Source organism: Dactylosporangium sp. NPDC049140, from assembly GCF_040648435.1.
The window spans coordinates 1-19,554 of record NZ_JBEZDS010000068.1 but is presented as its reverse complement, the minus strand read 5'-3'; the positions used below and the strand labels follow the sequence as shown (position 1 = coordinate 19,554).

Here is a 19,554-nt window from a genome sequence, read left to right as displayed (position 1 = left end):
GCATCCACCTGTCGCGGTGCCCGGGCGGTGTTCGGCTGAGTGGCATGTGCGGCTTCCTGATGTACACCGGCAACGACATCATCACCGCGGAGACCCTCGGCGCGATGGAGCGCCGGCTCGGCCTCCTCGAGCACCGGGGCCCCGATGACATGGCCCTCGCGCGGGTCGGCCCCGGCACCGCCGCCGGGTTCCGCCGGCTCGCCGTCATCGACCGGCAGGGCAGCCGGCAGCCGCTGCGCTACGCCGATCGCTGGACGCTGGTCTTCAACGGCGAGATCTACAACTTCGAGTCGCTGCGCGCGGAGCTCATCAACGAGCACGGGGCGACGTTCGCGACCGACGGCGACGCCGAGGTGGTCGCGGCCGCGTTCCACTACTGGGGCGAGGCGGCGCTGGACCGGCTGCGCGGGATGTTCGCCTTCGCGCTCTGGGACGCGGAGAACGACACGATCTACGCGGCGCGCGATCCGTTCGGGATCAAGCCGCTGTACTACCTCGTGACCCGCGACGGCGTGTGGCTGTCGAGCGAGAAGGCGCCGCTGCTGGACTGCGCGGCCGAGGACCTCGATCCCACGGCGTTGTCGCTGTACCTCACGATGCAGTACGTCCCCGAGCCGTACACCCTGCACCGCGACATCGCGCGCCTGCCCCCCGGCGCCCTGCTCACCAAGGAGCTCGGCCGCGCCCCGACGGTCCGCCGCTACGCCCGCCCCGCCTTCCGCCCCGACCCGGCCGCCGAGGAGGCCGCCGTCGTCGCCGACCTCCGCGCGGCCCTGCGCGACAGCGTCAAGGCGCACATGCGCGCCGACGTCCCGGTGGGCACGTTCCTGTCCAGCGGCGTCGACTCGACCGCGATCGTCGCCCTGGCCGCCGAGCACCACCCGCACCTGCAGGCGTTCACCGCCGCGTTCGAGTCGGGCCACGACGAGCTGGAGATCGCCGAGCGCTCGGCCCAGGAGCTCGGCGTGGAGCTCATCCCGTCGGTCGTGCGCCCCGCCGACGTCATTGAGGCGCTGCCCCGCATCGTCTGGCACCTGGGTGACCCGGTCGCCGACCCGTCGATCGTGCCGCTGTACTTCCTCTGCCGCACCGCCGCCCAGCACGTCACCGTGGTCCTCTCCGGCGAGGGCGCCGATGAGCTGGCCGGCGGCTACACGATCTACCGCGAGCCGCAGTCCCTCGCGGCCGTCTCCGACCGCGGTCCGGCGATCCGCCGAGCCCTGCGCCGGGTGGCCCGGGCCATGCCGGAGGGGATGCGCGGCAAGAGCTACCTGGAGCGGGCGACAACCCCGATGCGGCAGCGGTACTTCGGCAATGCCCGCGTCCTCTCCGACGCCGAACGGTCCCGGCTTCTGCGCGGCGCGCCCGCGGTCGGCCACCAGCACGTGACCGCCCCGCTGTACGCCGAGGTGCCGGACCTGGACCCGCTGACGACCATGCAGCACATCGACCTGAACACCTGGCTGCCCGGCGACATCCTGACCAAGGCCGACCGCATGTCGATGGCGCACTCGCTGGAGCTGCGCGTCCCGTATCTGGACCGCCGCGTCTTCGACGTCCTCTCGACGCTGCCGCCGCACCTCAAGCTGCCGCGCAAGGGCCGCACCACGAAGTACGCGCTGCGCCAGGCGGTCGACGGCATCGTCCCCTCGTTCGTGCGGGACCGCCCGAAGCTAGGGTTCCCGACGCCCGCGAAGGCCTGGCTGCGCACCGACCTGAACGAGTGGGCGCACCATGTGCTGTCCACGTCGGGCGCGAAGACCCTCCTCGACCTGGACTACGCCCACGACCTGCTGAAGGAGCACGAACGCGGGCAGGCCGACCACGCGCGCAAGCTCTGGATCGTGCTGAGCTTCTGCCTGTGGCACAGCATCTTCGTGGACGGCGTGATGCCGGCGCGCACCGCCCCGCGGACCGTGCCGTCTATTTGAGCGCGGGCCGTCTGCTTTCGCGCGGGCCGTCCACTTTCCGCGGCGCCTGGCGGCGGGACAGCAGGAAACCGGCCAGTGCGGCGGCGAGGGCGGCCAGCCCGGACGCCGCGAAGCCGGCGCCCGGCTCCGCATGGTCGATCGCCAGCCCGGCGAGCGGGGATCCGAGCGCGAAGCCGGCGCTCAGCGCCGTCGACAGCAGCCCGGTCGCCTCGCCCCGCACGCCGACGGGGGCGAGCCGGCTCATCGCGTCGACCATCGTGGTGAGGGTCGGCGCGGTCAGGAGCCCGGCGCCGACCACGGCCACGCACAGCCAGCGCCAGTCGCGGGCCAGCCCGGCCGGGAGCGTCAGCAGCCCCAGCAGCCCGAGCAGCAGCCACGTGGGCAGGGGCCGGGACCAGGCGCCGTACAGCAGCCCGCCACAGATAGAGGCCAGGCCCGACACGGCCATCACCACGGCGGCCCACGGCACCTGACCGGCCGCCCGGAGGGTGGCGACGATGGCGATGTCGAGTCCGCTGAGCAGCGCCGTGGCGCCGAAGGCCATCGTGAGCACGGCGACCATGCCGGCGCCCAGCCACTGCCGGCGCGGGGGACCGTCCCCGCCGGCCGCCGCCTCGTCCGGCGTCCGCAGCGGCGGGTCGAGCCAGGCGATCCCGGCCGCGCCGGCCACGATCGCGGCGCCGACCCCCCACGCGACCGCGCCGGGCGACGTCTGCGCCGCGCACAGGACCACGATCGCCGGGCCGGCCATGTACGACAGCTCGCCCTGCACGGACTCCAGCGCGAACGCGGGCCGGCGCTGCGTGACGGTCGTCATCGCGGCGATCGCCTGCCTGGTCACCGACTGCGCCGGCACCATCAGCAGGCCCGCGACGGCGGCGGCGCCCAGCAGGACCGCGTACGGCAGCACCGGCACGCTCAGCCAGAACACCACCTGCGCGACCACGGTGACCAGCAGCACGGCGCGCACGCCGCGCCGGTCGAGCAGGCGGCCGAGCAGCGGCCCGCCCAGCGCCAGGCCGGCGGTCAGCGCGGCCGCGACACCGCCCGCGGCCGCGTAGCTCAGACCCAGCCGGAGCACGACGTGCAGCGTCAGCGCCATCACGACGGCCGTGATCGCGACCCGGGCGAGCAGCGAGACGGCGAGCAGGACGGCCATCCCGGGCACGGCGAGTACCTCGCGGTATCGGCTCACCGGCCCGACGCTAGATCAACCCGCCCGCCATAGGAACTGGCCAGCTTCTTGGACCGGGCATAATGACTACTTATGCCCAGGGATCTCGACATGGCGCTCCTGCGGTCGTTCGTCACCGCCGTGCGCGCGGGCAGCATCAGCCGGGCCGCGACCGCGCTCGGCCACACCCAGCCCGCGCTGAGCCAGCAGCTGCGCAAGCTCGAGGGCATCGTCGGCCGCCCCCTGCTCCACCGGTCCTCCTCCGGCGTCCGGCCGACCCGGGCGGGGGAGGAGCTCCTGCCCTACGCCGAACGCATCCTGTCGCTCTCGGCCCAGGCCCTCACCGAGGCCGGCCGCGCGCTGACCGGCCGCTGCGGCGTCGGGCTGCTCGAGGACCTGGCCGCGACCCAGCTCGCCCAGGCCCTGGCCGACCTGGCCGGCCTGCACCCGGGCGCGACGCTGGAGGTGCTCACCTTCACCAGCGCCGCGATGCGCCAGGCCTACGACGCGGGCCGGGTCCAGCTCGTGCTCGACGAGGTGCCGTACCTTCCCGCGCCGCCCCGCTGGACGGTCCGCCGCCCGCTCGTCTGGGCGATCGGCCCCGGGGTGGACGTGGCGGCCGACCCGCTGCCGGTGGTGCTGTTCTCCGACCCGTGCTTCTGGCGGACGGCGGTGCTGGAGACCCTCGAACGCGCCGGCCGGCGCTGGCGGGTGGCGTTCGAGAGCAACAGCCTCCTCGGCGTGCTCGCCGCGGTGCGGGCCGGTCTCGGCGTGGCGGCGCTCATGCCCGCGAACCTGGAGCCGGCCCTGGCCGGCCACGACGTGGACGCCCTGCCCACGCTGCCGGACGCCGAGCTCGGCCTCGCCCGGCACCCACGGACGGAGGGCGACCAGCTGGTCGACGCCGTGGAGGCCGCCCTGCGCCGCACAATCTGAGCCGCGGCCCCGGGTCTTCGTGGTCGGAGCGGTCCCTCGTGCAACGGCCCGTCGAACCGCAACCACTACTCAAGGCCGCGGCGCTTTTCAGAGACACCTTCCCCCCGGCCCCCCCGGAAAAAGAAAGCAAGAAGGTGGATCTCAGTCCAGCTCGGCGAGCGCATCCAGGATCTGCTGCCCGAACTTGGCCAGCTTGTTCTCCCCGACCCCGCTGACGCCCGACAACTCCGACAGCGTCCTCGGCCGATCCGTGGCGATCTGCCGCAGCGTCGCGTCGTGGAAGATCACGTAGGCCGGGACCGACTGTTCCTTGGCCGTCGCCGCGCGCCAGGCCCGCAGGTGCTCGAAGACCCCGACCGACTCCTTGGGCAGCGCCGCCGCGGCGTTCTGGCGCGAGGCCTTCGCGGTCTTCGCGGCCGAGACGGCGCGCTCCGGCTCGCGGCGCATCATCACCGTGCGGCGGCGGCCCAGCACCTCGGCGCTGTTCTCGGTCAGCACCAGGGTGCCGTAGTCGCCCTCGACCGACAGCAGGCGCTGGGCGAGCAGCTGGCGGATCACCGCGCGCCACTCGTTGTCGCGCAGGTCGGTGCCGACGCCGAAGACGCTCAGCTCGTCGTGGTGCCACTGCACGACCTTGTCGGTCTTCTTGCCCGTGAGGATGTCGATGCACTGGCCCGCGCCGAACTTCTGGCCGCGCTCCCGATCCAGCCGGTACACGGTCGAGAGCAGCTTCTGCGCCGCGATCGTGCCGTCCCACGACTCGGGCGGGGCCAGGCAGGTGTCGCAGTTGTCGCAGGGCTTGCCGAGCTCCTGCCCGAAGTACGCCAGCAGCTGCCCGCGCCGGCACTCGACCGTCTCGCACAGCGCGAGCATCGCGTCGAGGTGCTGGCCGAGGTTGCGCCGGTGGGCCGCGTCGCCCTCCGAGGTGTCGATCATCTTGCGCTGCTGCACGACGTCCTGCAGGCCGTAGGCGAGCCAGGCCACCGACGGCTCCCCGTCGCGGCCGGCGCGGCCGGTCTCCTGGTAGTAGCCCTCGATGGACTTCGGCAGGTCGAAGTGGGCCACGAAGCGGACGTCAGGCTTGTCGATGCCCATCCCGAACGCGATGGTCGCGACCATGACCAGGCCGTCCTCGCGCAGGAACCGGTCCTGGTTGGTGGCGCGGGTCCGGGCGTCGAGTCCGGCGTGGTAGGGCAGCGCCGCGATGCCGTTGTCCTTGAGGAAGTCGGCGATCTTCTCGACCGAGTTGCGGGACAGGCAGTAGACGATGCCGGCCTCGCCGCGGTGCTCCCCGCGCAGGAACTCCAGCAGCTGCCGCCGCGGGTCCTGCTTGGCGACGATGCGGTACTGGATGTTGGGCCGGTCGAAGCTCGACACGAAGTGCCGGGCCCCGTCGAGCCCGAGCCGGGTCGCGATCTCCTTGTGGGTGGCGCTCGTCGCGGTCGCGGTCAGCGCGATGCGCGGCACGTCGGGCCAGCGCTCGTGCAGCATCGACAGGTTGAGGTAGTCGGGGCGGAAGTCGTGGCCCCACTGCGACACGCAGTGCGCCTCGTCGATCGCGAACAGCCCGATCCGGCCGCGCTCCAGCAGCCGCATGGTGCCGGCGGAGGCGAGGGCCTCGGGCGCGAGATACAGCAGGTCGAGCTCCCCGCCGGCGAACTCGGCCTCGACGGTGCGGCGGGTGTCGAAGTCGAGGGTGGAGTTGACGAACCCGGCCCGTACGCCGAGCTCCCGCAGGGTGTCGACCTGGTTCTGCATGAGCGCGATGAGCGGGGAGATCACCACCGCCGTGCCCGGCCGGACGAGCGCCGGGATCTGGTAGCACAGCGACTTGCCGCCGCCGGTCGGCATCAGGACGAGGGCGTCACCGCCCGCGATCACGTGCTCGATGATCTCCTGCTGGCTGCCCCGGAACGCGTCGTAACCGAACACCCTGCGTAGAACATCGAGTGCGCTCTCCATGGCGGCGATTCTACGGAACCCCACCGACAGAACGGCGGCGGCCGATCGGCCCGGTGACGGATCGGCCACCGCCCGAACACGCCGGGTTACTTCTCCTGGGTGTGCACGATCGGGCGTACCTCGATCGCGTTCCACTTCGCGTCCGGGATCATCGCGGCCAGCTCGCACGCGCGCTCCTTGGACTCGCACTCGACGAGGTAGAACCCGGCCAGGAACTCCTTGGCCTCGACGTAGGGCCCGTCGGTGACCGCCGGCGCGCCGGAGCGCACCCGCACGACCGCGCTCTCGTCCGGCTGGCCGAGCGCATCGGTGCGGATCAGCTCCCCGGACTCGGTGATGGTCTTGATGAACTGCTCGTGCCCGGCCATCACCTCGTCGATGTCGGCCTGGGTGAGCGTCGACCACACGTCGGGGTTCATGTGGATCAGCAGCAGGTACTTCATCGCAATGTTTCCTCTCAGGCGGATGTCACCGGGTGGTCGGAGCCGTCCCGTCCGTCTCTACACGAACCGGTACGTTGGGCGCGTGGACTTCCCGGACCTGTTCGACCGCCACCGCCGGGAGCTGCACGTGCACTGCTACCGCATGCTCGCCTCGTTCACCGACGCCGACGACGCGGTACAGGAGACGTTTCTGCGGGCGTGGAAGCACCGCGACGCGTTCGAGCCGGGCACCAACCCGCGGGCCTGGCTCTACAAGATCGCCACGAACGCGTGCCTCGACGCGATCCGCCGCAGCAACCGCCGCCCGCCGTCGGCCGGGGCGGAGGTGTCGTGGCTGCAGCCGTACCCGGACCGGCTCCTCGACCAGATCGCCCCGCCCGACGAGCAGCCCGACGCGGTCGTGGTCGCCCGCGAGACCATCGAGCTGGCCTACCTGACCGCGATCCAGCTGCTGCCGGCCCGCCAGCGCGCGGTGCTGCTGCTGCGCGACGTGCTCGAGTGGTCGGCGGCGCAGACGGCGGAGGCGCTCGAGCTGACGGTACCGGCGGCGAACAGCGCCCTCCAGCGCGCCCGGGCGACGCTCAAGACGGCGCCCGAGCGCGACGCGATGCCCGCCGCGCCGACCGGCGACGAGCGGGCGCTGCTGGAGCGGCTCATCGCCGCGCACGACGCCGCCGACGTGCGCGCGACGGTGGAACTGCTGCGCGAGGACGTGCGCGTCACGATGCCGCCGCTCCCGGCCGAGTACAACGGGCTGGCCGAGTTCCTCCCGCTGCTGCACCGGGCGTTCGGCCCGCCGAGCATGGGCGACTGGCGGCTGCTGCCGACGAGCGCCAACCGGCTCCCGGCGACCGCGAGCTACCTGCGGGAGCCGGGCGGCACCGCGTTCCGCGCGTTCAAGCTCGACGTGATCCGCATGGCCGGTGGCCGGGTCGCCGAGTTCACCACGTTCGACCCGAGCCTCTTCGAGCAGTTCGGCCTGCCCTCAGAGCTTCGTTGACGCGGGCAGGGGCAGCGCCTTCGTGATCTTGGTGAGGTTGGCGGCGGCCTTCGAAAACTGCGAACCGTCCGGGTGTACCGAGAGCACGGCGACGATGTACCGGTCGTTCTCGCCCACGGTGCCCGTGGTGTGCAGCACCTCGCCCATCATGTCGGGCGGGTTCGTGCCGCCGGCCGCCGGTACGAACTGGGCGCCGGCCGTGTAGTCGGCGGCGGCCGCGCACGGGGTCGCCGGATCGTCGCCGAAGCCCGACCAGCCCTGCTTGGCCGCGCGGGGCGCCTTGAAGGTGCTCGGGATGCCGAACGACTGGTCGTAGTGGTCGGTACCGCACTTCGTGGTCTGGTGCAGGTTGCCCATGATGAACTCGCGCACCGGCTGGGGCGCCTTGTCCAGGATGTACTGGTACACCCGCACCAGGTCGCCCGCGCTGACCGCCGTGTAGCCCCAGAACCCGGGCTGGCTCACCGGCGGGGGCGCCGTGTCCTGCAGGCCGAGCCGCTGGACCATGCGCTCGACGATCTCCCGCTGGCCGTTGGCCTTCCACAGCCCGGTCGCGGCGGCGTCGTCGCTGCTGCGCAGCATCACCTGGAGCTGGGGCTGGTCGGCGGCCGGCACCGTGTAGGACGGGCCCTTGTTCCAGAAGTAGTCCAGCGCGATGAGCAGCTTGACCAGCGAGGCCGAGCGGAACCGCCAGCTCGCCTTCTGCTGCAGCACGTACGCCTTGGCCTGCCGGTCGTAGATCACGATGCCCGCGGTGACGCCGGCCGGGATCGCGACCGGGCCGGCGCTCGTGGGCGCGGCCGCGGGGGCGCTGGACGGCGGCGGGGCGGCGGACGCGGCCGCCGACGCCGCGGCGAACTGTGCCGACCCGGTCGGCGGGTCCGCCTTGTCGCCGCAGCCGGCGGCGGCGAGGGTGAGGGCGGCGATCGCGGCCACGAGGAGCAGCCGGAGCGGGCGCGCTGAGGGCATGCCCCATCATGCCCGGTCATCGGCCCAGACTCACGCGTAGCGTTGACTCGGTGCGGCGACGCGGCTGGTGGCTCGGGCTCGCCGCCGCGGTACCGGTGGGGCTGCCCCTCCTCGGGCGCTGGCCCGCCGCGTTGGCCTTCGCGGGCCTCGCCGCGGCCGCGATCGGACCCGTGCTCCTCGCCCAGTGGTGGGCGCGGGAGCGGCAGCGCGCCGCGCACGCGTCGGGCGCGCAATGGTGGTCGGGTCGAATCCCGCTGGAGCGCGCGGTCCTCATCTGGGAGCTCGGCACCGGGTTCGCGCTGCTGCTCGGTGGCGGTATGCCGGTCGTCGTCACCGCTGGTGACGACGGTCTCACGCTGCGCCCGCGCCGGCTCTCGCCCCGGCGTCACCCGTCCGTGACGGTCCTCTGGTCCGACATCGCGGCCGCGCGGGCCGAGCCCGCCGGACGGCTGACCAGCCACGGGCGGGTCGCCGTGCTCCCGCTCACCGCGGTGACCCTCGAACTGCCAGGCGATACGGGCGGGCCGCTCGTCATCACCACGCACGCGGCCGGCGGGCTGGTCGAGATGGTGGCCGAGCGGCACATAGCGCACGGTGACGATCACCAAGGGTAAAACGATGAACAGGTGATGGATTCGGCACGCAGCGTGGCGGAGTTGCGCCGGTTTCTACGGGTTCCGTAGGTTGGTCTTCCATGGCGGAGTTGATCGAGGCTGGTGTCTGGTATGAAGCCCGACCGATCACGGTTGAGCAGGGCGTCGACCGGTACGAGGCGTTGCGGCGGGGCGACTCGGAATGGGCGATCGTCGATCCCGGCATCGAGCGCTTCGACCGTGAGGTGCGCGAGGGCGTCGATCCGGCGCAGTGGGCGGAGCCGGTCGTCGGCGCGAGCACGCACGTGCTGCTGACGCTGCCCGCCGACGCGCCCGCCGAGACCCTGCACTTCATCCACAAGCTGGCCGACGAGTGCGAGCTGCTGTGTTTCCAGCGGCCCGGGCGCCATCAGCCCGCGGCGCTGTGGCAGCCGCGGCGGCTGCTGCGCGTACCGGTGCCGAGGCTGACGACGGAGGACGGCTCGCTGGCCCATCACCCCACCGGCGACGACATCCGCGACTTCATCGGCCGGCTCGACGAGGACAACACCACCGCGGAACTGTGGCGGGAGGACGGCGCCTCGATCCGGGTCGCCTTCGTGCCGGCCCAGCGGCGCTGGCGGGTCTCGACCACGGACGGCTCGTCCAGCGAGCAGGACGACCTCGGCCGGGTGGCCGAGCAGTTCGAGGCGTTCGCCGCGTCGTCGTAGCTGTCCTGTATTCGCCCACTCGGCTCGCCTAGCTCCCTTTACTCGCCGACGAGTATTCGCCTATACTCGTCGGCGAGTATCCGTGTGCGAGCAGAGCGGGGGTGGACCATGGCCGCGCGGCGCAAGGTCGGCAACCTGCTTGCCCTGCACGTGCTGACGACGCTCTACGAGCGCCCCATGCACCCGTACGAGATCGCCGCCGAGATGCGCGGCCGCGGCAAGGAGCAGGACCTCAAGATCCAGTGGGGCTCGCTCTACACCGTGGTCGGCAACCTGGAGAAGCACGGCTTCATCGCGGCGGCTGGAACCAGCCGCGAGGGCCGGCGCCCGGAGCGGACCGTGTACTCGATCACCGAGGCCGGCCGCGACGAGTGCGTCAACTGGATGCGCGAGCTGGTCGGCGTGCCCGAGCGGGAGTACCCGAAGCTGCGCGCGGCCCTGTCCGTGCTCGGCGTGCTGCCGCCCGACGAGGCCGCCTACCTGCTGCGCAAGCGCGCGGAGATCCTCGGCCACCAGATCGCCGCCGAGGAGGCGTCGCTGCGGGCCTCCGACGGCATCGTCCCGCGGATCTTCACCGTCGAGGCCGAGTTCGGCCTGGTCCTGCTGCGGGCCGAGGCCGAGTGGGTCCGCGGCCTGGTCGCCGAGATCGAAGGCGGCACCCTCTCCGGCATGGACATGTGGCGCGGGGAGCACGAACGCCTGGCGCGGGAACGCCAGGAGAACTGACAGAAGACCGGGCCGTGGTGCTGGAACACCACGACCCGGGAAACGACCTCAACCGACCTCGCGGGAACGAATCCGGTCTTTGGTGTCTGCAACGCCAGGATAGCGAACCCGCGCGGCCGGTCCTACCGAACGGGAGACCGTCATGCCCGCTGCCGTCCTGGCCCGGGACCTCGTCAAGACCTACCCCAAGGGCGTGCGCGCCCTCGACCGCCTGTCGCTCACCGTCGAGCCGGGCGAGATCGTCGGCCTGCTCGGCCCCAACGGCGCCGGCAAGTCCACCACCGTCAAGATCCTCACCACGCTCGCCCGCGCCGACTCCGGCCAGGCCGAGGTCATGGGGCACGACGTGGCCCGCGACCCGCGCCGGGTCCGCGCCGCGATCGGCGTCGTCGCCCAGCGCTCCGGGCTCGACCCGGCCGCGTCCGGGCGCGACAACCTCACCCTGCAGGGCCACCTGTTCGGCCTGCGCGGCCCGGACCTGCGCCGCCGCGTCGGCGAGCTGCTGGAGCGTTTCGACCTCACGGAAGCGGCGGACCGGCGCACCCGCGACTGGTCCGGTGGCATGCAGCGCCGGCTTGACGTCGCCCTGGGCCTGGTACACCGGCCGGAGGTGCTCTTTCTCGACGAGCCGACGACCGGACTGGACCCGGAGGGCCGCGCCGCCCTGTGGAGCGAGATCAAGGGGCTGCGCGGGATGGCGATCCTGCTCACCACCCACTACCTCGACGAGGCCGACCGCCTCGCCGACCGGCTCGTCATCGTCGACGGCGGGCGGGTGGTCGCCGAGGGGACCCCGGACCGGCTCAAGGGCGAGCTGCGCGGCGATGCGGTACACATCGAGCTTTCGGATTTCCCGACGGCCGCGCTGAGCGCTCTCCCCGGCCTGCGGGAGCTCACGGTGGACGGCAAGCGCCTCTCCGCGCGCGCCGACGACGGGGCGGCCGCGGTCCCGGCGGCGCTCGCGGCCCTCGACGCCCGCGGGATCGCCGTCGCCACGGTGACCGTCGCCCGCCCGAGCCTCGACGACGTGTACCTCAAGCACGCCGGCCGTCGCCTGGAGGTGGCGGCGTGAACCTCGTATATCTGACCGGGCGGCGCCTCAAGGTCTTCGTCCAGCAGCCGGCGTTCCTGGTCGTCACGCTCATCCAGCCGGTGATCTGGCTGTTCCTGTTCGGCAACCTGTTCCGCCGGATCGTGGACCTGCCCGGCTTCGGCGGCGGCAGCTACATCGAGTACCTCGTGCCCGGCATCGTGGTCATGACCGCGGTCTCGGCGAGCATGTGGTCGGGCATGGGCGTGCTGGAGGAGATCGACCGCGGCACCATGAACCGCTTCCTCGTCACCCCCGCCCGCCGCGGCGCCGTGCTCGAGGCCGTGGTCGTCGAGCAGACCCTGAGCGTCACCGTCCAGGCCGTGGCCATCGTGCTGCTCGGCCTGGCCGCCGGCGCGCGGTACCCGTTCGGCGGCGTCCTGCTGCTCGTCGCGGCGAGCGCCCTGCTCGGCGTGGTGTTCAGCTCCCTGTCCAACATCGCGGGCATGCTGGTCCGCCAGCGCGAGACCATCATCGGCCTCAACACGCTGCTGTTGCTGCCGCTGACGTTCCTGTCCTCGTCCTTCATGACGCCGGCGCTGATGCCGTCGTGGATGCAGGCGGTGGCGCGGGGCAACCCGGTGAACTGGGCCCTGCAGACCTGCCGGTCGGCGCTCGCCGGCTCGGTGGACTGGCCCCGCACCCTGACGTACGGCGGCGGGCTGCTGGCCCTGGCCCTGGTCCTCCTGTGGCTGTCCACGCGGACCTTCAAGGCCTACCAGCGCTCGGTCTAGCCCTCTCCGGAGATTGCGATCTGGCGGCGGTGGTGGCGGTTTTCGGCGGCCTCGTCGAGCAGCGCCGCCGCCAGCGCCGCATAGGTCAGCGGATCGCCGAGGGTCTGGGTTCGGTACCGCGTGCCGGGCCCCTCCACCAGCTCCATCGGCGGCGTGAGGACCACCCAGTCGACCGGCCCGTCGTAGCGCCCCAGCACCGCCAGCTCCTCGCCGCGCCCCTCCACGAAGGGCCGCCACGCCGCCGGGAAGTCGTCCGGGACCGGTCCCAGCGTGGTGGCCAGCCCGACGAGCAGCAGCCGCCCGACCCGCGCCCGCTCCAGCCCTTCGAGGAGCCGCCCGGTCGCCTTCGCGTACTCGCTCTGCTCCGCGCTGTACACCGCCACGATCGCCGTTGCGTGCCCCTTCGCCGCGCGCGCCACGAGCTCCGCGTCGGTGGCGTCCCCGGCCACCGCGTTCTCCAGGTCCGGGTACTTCGCCGGGTCCCGCACCACCGCGGTGGCGCTCAGCCCGCGCCGCCGCGCCTCCGCCAGGACCGCACGACCGGCCCGCCCACCCGCTCCGAACACCACTACATCGGTCATGACCAGGACCGTAGAACGGGAGACCTCGGTAACTGCAACGTAACCGCGGCGCGCGTTACCGTATCCGGATGCGCGCACCGCTGCCGCCGGACCTGTTCGACCCGGCCTGCCCCTCGTCCGCGACGCCGTTCCAGATCGGCGACAAGTGGGCGGGCATGCTCCTGACCTGCCTGCGCGACGGCCAGCCCCGCCGCTTCAACGAGCTGCGCGTGCCCCTGCGCCGGGTGTCGTCGAAGGTACTGTCGGAGACCCTGCGCGCCCTGGAGCGCGACGGCCTGATCACCCGTACCGCCTACGACGAGATCCCGCCCCGCGTCGAGTACATCATCACCGACCTGGGCCGGACCCTCTTCCCGGCGATGGACGCCTGCCGGACCTGGGCGGCCGAGCACCTGCCGGCCCTGGAGTCGGCCCGCTCCGACTACGCGCGGCGCACGGCATGACGAGGGTGTACCGCCGCTACGTGGCCGTAGGCGACAGCACCACGGAGGGCATGGACGACCCGGACGGCCGCGGCGGCTACCGCGGCTGGGCCGACCGCTTCGCCGAGCACGTGGCCCGGGCCCAGCCCGGCCACTCCCTGGAGTACGCGAACCTGGCCATCCGGGGCCGCACCGCCCCGAAGATCCGCGCCGAGCAGCTGGCGCCGGCCCTGGCCCTGGAGCCGGACCTGGCCACGGTCGTGGCCGGGATGAACGACATCATGCGGGGCTCCTTCGACGTCGCGGCGGTCGCGGCCGACATCCAAGCCATGCAGGAGGCCCTGGTCGCGTCCGGCACGACGGTCCTGACCTTCACCCTCCCGGACCCGGCCCCGGTGATGCCGATCGCCAAGCCCCTGCGCGGCCGGGTCCTGGCCCTGAACGAGGCGATCCGCAAGACAACGGCGGACAGCGGCGCGATCCTGCTCGACCTGGGCGCGTACCCGGTGGCGTCCGACCCCCGCCTCTGGAGCGACGACCGCCTGCACGCGAACAGCGCCGGCCACGAGCGCATCGGCCACGCCCTCGCCTACGCCCTGGGCCTCCCCGGCTTCGACGACTCCTGGAACAAGTCCCTCCCGCCCCCGGTCCGCCGCCCGCGCCACCAGTCGATCACGGCCGAGCTGGCCTGGATACGCCGCCACATGCTCCCGTGGGCGGGCCGCCACCTGCTGGGCCGCAGCTCGGGCGACAACCGCGAGTGCAAGCGGGCCACCCCGACCCCGGTCGAGCTGGAGGCCTGACCCCGCCGCGCCGTGCGTTTGGCGGGCCGCGCTTTCGGCGGGCTGCGCGTTTGGCGGGCCGCGCTTTCGGCGGGCTCCGCTTTCGGCGGGCCGTGCTTCGACGGGCTGCGCGCTCAGCGCCTGCGCGCTCAGCGGGCTGTGCTTTCGGCGGGGCCGCGCTCTTGACGGGCCGCGCTCTTGACGGGCCGGGCTTTCGGCGGGCTGCGCGCTCGACCGGCCGCGCTCGCGCCGGGGCGCTCTTCTGACGCACCGCGCTCTCGGCGGGCCGCGCTCTTGACCTGCCGCGCTCTCGGCGCGCGTGACAGTTGCGGCGCCGTGCGGCCGTGCCGACGTCTCGGCCGCGCCGCCGGTCGTTGCGTCGCCCCGCCACTGCGGCGGGCGCTCGTTCGGGTGCGGTCAGAGGGTGATGACGATCTTGCCCCGGACGTGGCCGGACTCGCTCAGGTCGTGCGCCGCCGCGGCCTCCTCCAGCGGGAACGTGCGCTCGACGGGCATCGTGAAGCGGCCCTGGGCGTAGAGGACGGCGGCCTCGCGCAAGGTCCCGTACGCGCGGCCCTCCGACCCGTCGGTCACCCGCGCACCGTGCTGCGGGGCGTCGAAGTCGGCGATGCTCACCACGTCGGCCGGGGTCGGCGTGAGCGTGACGAGCTCGGCGACGGCGCCGCGGCCGGCGGTGTCCAGGGCCCGGTCGACGCCGTTCGGGGCGAGGGCGCGGATGCGGTCGGCGAGGCCCGGGCCGTACGTCACCGGGATGGCGCCGAGCTCGCGCAGGAACTCGTGGTTGCGCTCGCTGGCCGTGCCGATGACCTTAGCGCCGCGGGCACGGGCGATCTGCACCGCCGCGATGCCGACTCCGCCGGCCGCCCCGTTGACGACCACCGTGAGGCCGTCGGCCGGCTGGGGCTTGTCCAGGCCGAGCAGGTCGAGGGCGCGGCCGGCCGTTTCCACCACGTTCGGCAGGCCGGCGGCCTCGGCGAAGGTCATGGCCGGGGGCTTCGGGATCCACTCGCGCAGGATGGCGTGCTCGGCGGCGGCTCCGCCCACGGCGATGCCGAAGACCTCGTCGCCGACTGTGACGTCTTCGACGCCCTCGCCGACGGCGTCGACCACGCCGGACGCGTCGGAGTGGGGGATGGCCGGCAGGCGGCTCGGGGTGGTGTCGCCGAACGCGCCGTTGCGTACCTTCCAGTCGAACGGGTTCACGCCCACCGCGCGCACCGCGATGCGGATCCGTCCCGCGGGCGGCTCGGGCTGGGGCCGTTCGACGATGTGCAGAACGCTCGACGGCCCGTACTCGGAGTACTGCAACGCCTTCACGATGTGCTCCCTCGAAGTGTGGCTTCGGGCGGTCAGGTGTTGAGCGGCCGGCGGGCGACCAGCAGCACGTGGGTGTCGGGCCAGCCGAGCGGGCGGCCGTCCAGTGTGGACAGTTGGGCGTAGGGGTGGATGCGGTGCTCGACGATCCAGTCGTTGCGCCAGGAGTGCGAGGCCGGGTCGACCTCGAAGCCGACGTCCGTCAGCAGGGCCTTCCAATCGGCGAACTCGAGGCCGCAGAACTGCTCGTGAGCCTCCGAGAGCCAGTTGTCCGGGTAGTCCTTGTGGGTGAGGAACTCCATGGCGTCGGACAGGGCGATCTCGACGGCGCCGGGGTCGGCCGGGTCGGCGAGGTCCGCGTACGGCAAGGGGAAGTGGAAGTCGGCCGCGAAGCGATCGAGCCGTGCGCGGGTCGGCAGGGCCTCGACGTGCGCCGCGATCTCTTCCCGGGTGAGACCGTCCAGCGAGGCGAGCGGGGCGGGCGTCGACGGGGAGCCCTGGAGGGACAGGCGTACGCGCCGGGCGCGGTTGTCCGGGCCGCACACATCGGAGTTGATCCAGACGCCGCCGGGGACGGTGTGTTCGTAGATGGCCTCGGCGAAGGCGCGCAGCGATGTCATGCGGTCGCCGTAGGACCAGATCTCGTGGGTCAGGGCGAACGTCAGGGTGGTGTCGATCGAGCGCGGCGGGAAGACGGCGCCGCCGAGGACGTTGCGGCAGTAGAAGTACACGTTGGGGTTGGCGAACCAGCCCTGGGCCTTGCGGTGCACGCACTCCTCGAAGAGGTGGCGGGCGACCTCGACGCCGATCAGGTCGCTCTCGCGCAGGGCCGGCTCGCGGTCGGCGAGGGCCAGCACCGCGCCGGCGCCGCAGCCGACGTCGACGATCCGGCCCGGGCGTACGTGCCGTTTCACGAGGTCCCACTTGCGCTCGGCGCTCGCCTCGAACGCCTCGGCGTAGGTGCGGTAGTCCCGGGTCGTGGTCAGGCCGCCCTCCTCGCCGACGACGGGGTCGTTGACCACGAGGGCGACCTGCTCGTCGAGGCGGTAGCGGTCGTACACGTCCACCGTCGCCGGGTGCGCCAGCTCGCGCCAGGAGGGGTCGCCGGTCGCGAGGCGGAGGAGCACGTCCCACGGCCGCTCGGGCGCTGTGCCGGCCGGGCCGGGCGCGGAAGTGACAGCGCCGAGGTGGGAGGTGGCGGACTCGACGCCGCGTGCCGAGATCGTGGCGGCTCCGGGGCCTGTCGCCGCGGTGGTGCCGGCTCCGGGGCCTGTCGCCGCGGTGGTGACGGAGACCGGCGGGGCTCCGACGCTGGACGCCACCCCGTTGACGGCACCAGAGCCGGGCGCCGTGGTGGTGATGGCCTCGACGCCGGGCGCCGAGATGGCGGCGGCGGGGCCGTTGTCGCCGGATGCGGCGCGGACCAGGTCGGGCTCGAGTGCGGGGTCCAGGAAGGCGGCGTCGGCCTCGACGGGGGCGATGGTGAAGCCGAGGGCGGAATACAGGGCGGCGACCTCCGGCGTGGAGCAGGCCACCACGGTGTCGGCGGGGGTCGGGCGGCGGCCGAGGACGGACTCGACGCTCTTCAGGGTGACCTCGGCGAAGCGGTCGGTCTGCGCGGTGTCGAAGACCGGCACGACCAGGGAGCGCAGGCCCTCCTGGACGCTGAAGCGCTCGATGGCGGCCTCGCGGCGATCGTACGAGACGGGGTTGCGCTTGGTGTTCTGGTGGTTGGCGCTGGTGACGGCCCAGACGATCGTGCAGGCTCGTGACGTACCGAAGCCGGAATTCTGCTCTTCGCTCTTCGCCAAGGCGCGTAGATAGGCCGCTTGGAAGCGGGTCAGCAGGTGATGGCGGCCGGGGAAGAGGACGAAGCGCGCCATGGTCAGGCCTGCGGGTCCGCGTGCTGGACGACCTCGAACTCCAGCAGGCTCGAGCCGGATGCGACCGGGCGGGCCCGCTCGCCGGCGTGCGCCTCGCGGGCCGGGCCGTTGGACCAGGCCTGGAAGTGCTCCTCGGACTCCCATTTGGTGTAGACGAAGTAGCGCGTCTCGCCCGCCGTCGGCCGGAGCAGCTCGAAGCCCAGGAAGCCGGGCGCGCCCTCGACCGCACCGTGGCGTGCGCCGAAGCGGCGCTCCAGCTCGGGGCCGGCGCCCTCGGGGACCTCGATCGCGTTGATCTTCACGACTGCCATGCCCCAACCCTAGCGACCGGGTACGACAAAACTCCTTCACCCTCGCCGGGCCTAATGCGTTGGGACGGGCCCGAGTACTGGTGGGAGAATCGCGCGCATGACCGATGTGCTCGAAGACCTGCAGTGGCGCGGCATGATCGCGCTCTCGACCGACCTCGACGAACTCCGCAAGGAGATGGCGAAGGGGCCGATCACGTATTACTGCGGGTTCGACCCGACGGCGCCGAGCCTGCACATCGGCCACCTGTTCCAGGTCCTCACGGTGCGACGGCTGCAGCTGGCCGGGCACCGGCCGCTCGCCCTCGTCGGCGGCGCGACCGGCCTGATCGGCGACCCGCGCCCGTCCTCGGAGCGGCAGCTGCACTCGCGCGACCAGGTCGGGGAGTGGGTCGACAAGCTGCGCGGGCAGATCGAGCCGTTCCTGGACTTCACCGGCAGCAACGCGGCCCGGATGGTCAACAACTACGACTGGACCGCGTCCATGTCGGCGATCGACTTCCTCCGGGAGATCGGCAAACACTTCCGGGTCAACAAGATGCTCACCAAGGACGCGGTGAGCGCACGGCTCAACTCCGATGCCGGGATCAGCTACACCGAGTTCAGTTACCAGATCCTTCAGGGGATGGACTTCCTGGAGTTGTACCGCAGGTTTGGCTGCCGTCTGCAGACCGGCGGCAGCGACCAGTGGGGCAACCTCACGGCGGGCACCGACCTGATCCATCGCGTGGAGGGTGACTCGGTACACCTCCTGGCCACGCCGCTGCTGGTGAACTCGGCGGGGGAGAAGCTCGGCAAGTCCACCGGCGGCGGGAGCCTCTGGATGGATGCGGAGCTGACCAGCCCCTACGCGCTGTACCAGTACTTCGTGAACCTCGAGGACGCCGTCGTCGGCAGCCTGCTGCGCAAGCTCACGTTCCTGGAGCGCGAGGAGATCGAGGCCATCGAGAAGGAGACCGCCGAACGCCCGGCCGCCCGGCTCGGGCAGCGGCGCCTCGCCGAGGAGATGTCCAAGATCGTGCACGGGCCCGAGGAGACCGCGCAGGTGATCGCCGCGAGCCAGGCGCTGTTCGGCCGCGGTTCACTGGGCGAACTCTCGGCCTCGACGCTGAGGGCCGCGCTGAGCGAGGCCGGCCTCGTCCAGGCGGCGCCCGGCTCGACGGTCGCCGACCTGTTCATCGCGGCCGGGCTGGCCGCCAGCCGCAACGAGGCGCGGCGCACGGTGTCGGAGGGTGGGGCGTACGTGAACAACGAGCGCGTCGCCGACGCCGAGGAGGTCGTGGCCGCGGAGCGGGCCCTCGCGGGCGGGCTTCTGGTGCTGCGCAAGGGAAAGCGCACGTTCGCCGGGGTCGAGCTCGTCGCCGTGTGACCCTCGATTTGACTCTCGCGCCGGGCGCCGCGTAGCTTCTCACCTCGCTACAGGCGCCCGGCGCGCCGGTCAACACCAAAGAGGATGATCGATTTGGTGGAGATCGGAAGGCCGGGTAATGTAGAAGGTCGGCAGGGAAACGGACGAGATAGCGGAGCGCCAGTCGCGCCGCGGCGGTCGTCCTGCCAAAGCCAAAGCGATCACGAACCGGGTGACCGGCAAACGATCGTGCCCGCAATACGGTCGACAGCCGCGATTTGGATGTCGGACGCGGAGCGGGTAAAGTAGCTCCTCGGCAGGGACACGGACGAGCACCGCGGATCATGGAAGTGAGCCGCAGCGGACGTCCTGCCGACACCCTACGACACTCGACCGGGTAACCGGAAGAGCTGTTGTGTGTGCGCTGAACTGGACAAAGTACCGCAAGACGGACTTGACACAGCAAAGCGGACCTGCTAGACTGGAACGGTAAGAAACGCCCCGGGCGGGCTGCACCGGAAACGGTGAAGCTCGGCGGTGTGTGTTGGTTGTTTGAGAACTCAACAGGGTGCTTGTTAAGCCAGTGCCAATTGAAATTTACCCCGTGGCATGGGCGCGCTTCTTTGG

At 72.4% G+C, this 19,554-nt stretch carries 19 protein-coding genes; 11 read left to right on the top strand and 8 right to left on the bottom strand.

Annotated features, from left to right (window positions below; genetic code table 11):
• The first annotated feature begins 44 nt into the window (after positions 1-44).
• Positions 45-1,931 (top strand): asparagine synthase (glutamine-hydrolyzing), encoded by a 1,887-nt coding sequence (gene asnB / locus AB0B76_RS53225; protein WP_360392258.1) that lies wholly within the window; start codon positions 45-47, stop codon positions 1,929-1,931.
• Here the strand turns inward: asnB and AB0B76_RS53220 are convergent.
• Positions 1,924-3,126 carry an MFS transporter gene (locus AB0B76_RS53220; RefSeq protein ID WP_360392255.1) on the bottom strand — a complete coding sequence of 401 codons (1,203 nt, stop codon included), beginning with the start codon at positions 3,124-3,126 and terminating at the stop codon, positions 1,924-1,926. The two genes, asnB and AB0B76_RS53220, sit on opposite strands and share 8 nt — an antisense overlap.
• 90 nt (positions 3,127-3,216) lie before the next feature.
• Here AB0B76_RS53220 and AB0B76_RS53215 point away from each other — a divergent pair, with 90 nt between their 5' ends.
• Positions 3,217-4,041: a LysR family transcriptional regulator gene (locus AB0B76_RS53215; protein WP_360392252.1), complete on the top strand. Its 825-nt coding sequence runs from the start codon at positions 3,217-3,219 to the stop codon at positions 4,039-4,041.
• Between the two features lie 141 nt (positions 4,042-4,182).
• Here AB0B76_RS53215 and recQ read toward each other — a convergent pair whose 3' ends face one another.
• Complete coding sequence (gene recQ, locus AB0B76_RS53210; protein ID WP_360392249.1) at positions 4,183-6,003, bottom strand: DNA helicase RecQ; 1,821 nt, start codon at positions 6,001-6,003, stop codon at positions 4,183-4,185.
• Between the two features lie 86 nt (positions 6,004-6,089).
• The gene (locus AB0B76_RS53205; protein WP_360392246.1) at positions 6,090-6,446 is read right to left on the bottom strand and encodes a YciI family protein; all 357 of its coding nucleotides are present in this window, start codon (positions 6,444-6,446) and stop codon (positions 6,090-6,092) included.
• A gap of 82 nt (positions 6,447-6,528) precedes the next feature.
• Here AB0B76_RS53205 and AB0B76_RS53200 point away from each other — a divergent pair, with 82 nt between their 5' ends.
• A complete protein-coding gene (locus AB0B76_RS53200; RefSeq protein WP_360392243.1) occupies positions 6,529-7,446 on the top strand; it encodes an RNA polymerase subunit sigma-70 in 918 nt (305 codons plus the stop codon).
• Here AB0B76_RS53200 and AB0B76_RS53195 read toward each other — a convergent pair.
• Positions 7,432-8,415 (bottom strand): hypothetical protein, encoded by a 984-nt coding sequence (locus AB0B76_RS53195; RefSeq protein WP_360392240.1) that lies wholly within the window; start codon positions 8,413-8,415, stop codon positions 7,432-7,434. The genes AB0B76_RS53200 and AB0B76_RS53195 overlap by 15 nt on opposite strands.
• A 50-nt stretch (positions 8,416-8,465) precedes the next feature.
• Between AB0B76_RS53195 and AB0B76_RS53190 the strand changes: the two genes are divergently transcribed.
• The 5 genes from AB0B76_RS53190 (at position 8,466) to AB0B76_RS53170 (ending at position 12,268) form a co-directional block, all read left to right on the top strand.
• Positions 8,466-9,029, top strand: coding sequence for a hypothetical protein (locus AB0B76_RS53190; RefSeq protein ID WP_360392237.1), 564 nt, complete (start codon positions 8,466-8,468; stop codon positions 9,027-9,029).
• Between the two features lie 80 nt (positions 9,030-9,109).
• Positions 9,110-9,718 (top strand): hypothetical protein, encoded by a 609-nt coding sequence (locus AB0B76_RS53185; protein WP_360392234.1) that lies wholly within the window; start codon positions 9,110-9,112, stop codon positions 9,716-9,718.
• Positions 9,719-9,826: 108 nt separating this feature from the next.
• Positions 9,827-10,444 carry a PadR family transcriptional regulator gene (locus AB0B76_RS53180; RefSeq protein ID WP_360392231.1) on the top strand — a complete coding sequence of 206 codons (618 nt, stop codon included), beginning with the start codon at positions 9,827-9,829 and terminating at the stop codon, positions 10,442-10,444.
• A gap of 142 nt (positions 10,445-10,586) precedes the next feature.
• Complete coding sequence (locus AB0B76_RS53175; RefSeq protein ID WP_360392228.1) at positions 10,587-11,516, top strand: ATP-binding cassette domain-containing protein; 930 nt, start codon at positions 10,587-10,589, stop codon at positions 11,514-11,516.
• On the top strand, positions 11,513-12,268 hold the full coding sequence (locus AB0B76_RS53170; RefSeq protein WP_360392225.1) for an ABC transporter permease: 756 nt from the start codon (positions 11,513-11,515) through the stop codon (positions 12,266-12,268). Before AB0B76_RS53175 ends, AB0B76_RS53170 begins: the two co-directional genes overlap by 4 nt.
• Here AB0B76_RS53170 and AB0B76_RS53165 read toward each other — a convergent pair.
• Entirely contained in the window at positions 12,265-12,849 is a 585-nt protein-coding gene (locus AB0B76_RS53165) for an NAD(P)H-binding protein (RefSeq protein ID WP_360392222.1), read from the bottom strand. The genes AB0B76_RS53170 and AB0B76_RS53165 overlap by 4 nt on opposite strands.
• A gap of 68 nt (positions 12,850-12,917) precedes the next feature.
• Here AB0B76_RS53165 and AB0B76_RS53160 point away from each other — a divergent pair, with 68 nt between their 5' ends.
• A complete protein-coding gene (locus AB0B76_RS53160) occupies positions 12,918-13,292 on the top strand; it encodes a helix-turn-helix domain-containing protein (protein ID WP_360392219.1) in 375 nt (124 codons plus the stop codon).
• Entirely contained in the window at positions 13,289-14,074 is a 786-nt protein-coding gene (locus AB0B76_RS53155; protein ID WP_360392216.1) for an SGNH/GDSL hydrolase family protein, read from the top strand. Before AB0B76_RS53160 ends, AB0B76_RS53155 begins: the two co-directional genes overlap by 4 nt.
• 396 nt (positions 14,075-14,470) lie before the next feature.
• Here AB0B76_RS53155 and AB0B76_RS53150 read toward each other — a convergent pair whose 3' ends face one another.
• The 3 genes from AB0B76_RS53150 to AB0B76_RS53140 are packed head-to-tail and all read right to left on the bottom strand — an operon-like array spanning position 14,471 to position 17,582.
• Positions 14,471-15,391, bottom strand: a complete 921-nt coding sequence (locus AB0B76_RS53150) for an NADP-dependent oxidoreductase (protein ID WP_360392214.1) — start codon at positions 15,389-15,391, stop codon at positions 14,471-14,473.
• 32 nt (positions 15,392-15,423) lie between these two features.
• Entirely contained in the window at positions 15,424-17,271 is a 1,848-nt protein-coding gene (locus tag AB0B76_RS53145) for a class I SAM-dependent methyltransferase (RefSeq protein ID WP_360392211.1), read from the bottom strand.
• A gap of 2 nt (positions 17,272-17,273) precedes the next feature.
• Positions 17,274-17,582 (bottom strand): antibiotic biosynthesis monooxygenase, encoded by a 309-nt coding sequence (locus AB0B76_RS53140; protein WP_360392208.1) that lies wholly within the window; start codon positions 17,580-17,582, stop codon positions 17,274-17,276.
• Between the two features lie 97 nt (positions 17,583-17,679).
• On the opposite strand from AB0B76_RS53140, the gene tyrS reads away from it, so the two are divergent.
• Positions 17,680-18,948: a tyrosine--tRNA ligase gene (tyrS, locus tag AB0B76_RS53135; protein ID WP_360392205.1), complete on the top strand. Its 1,269-nt coding sequence runs from the start codon at positions 17,680-17,682 to the stop codon at positions 18,946-18,948.
• Positions 18,949-19,554: the final 606 nt, after the last annotated feature.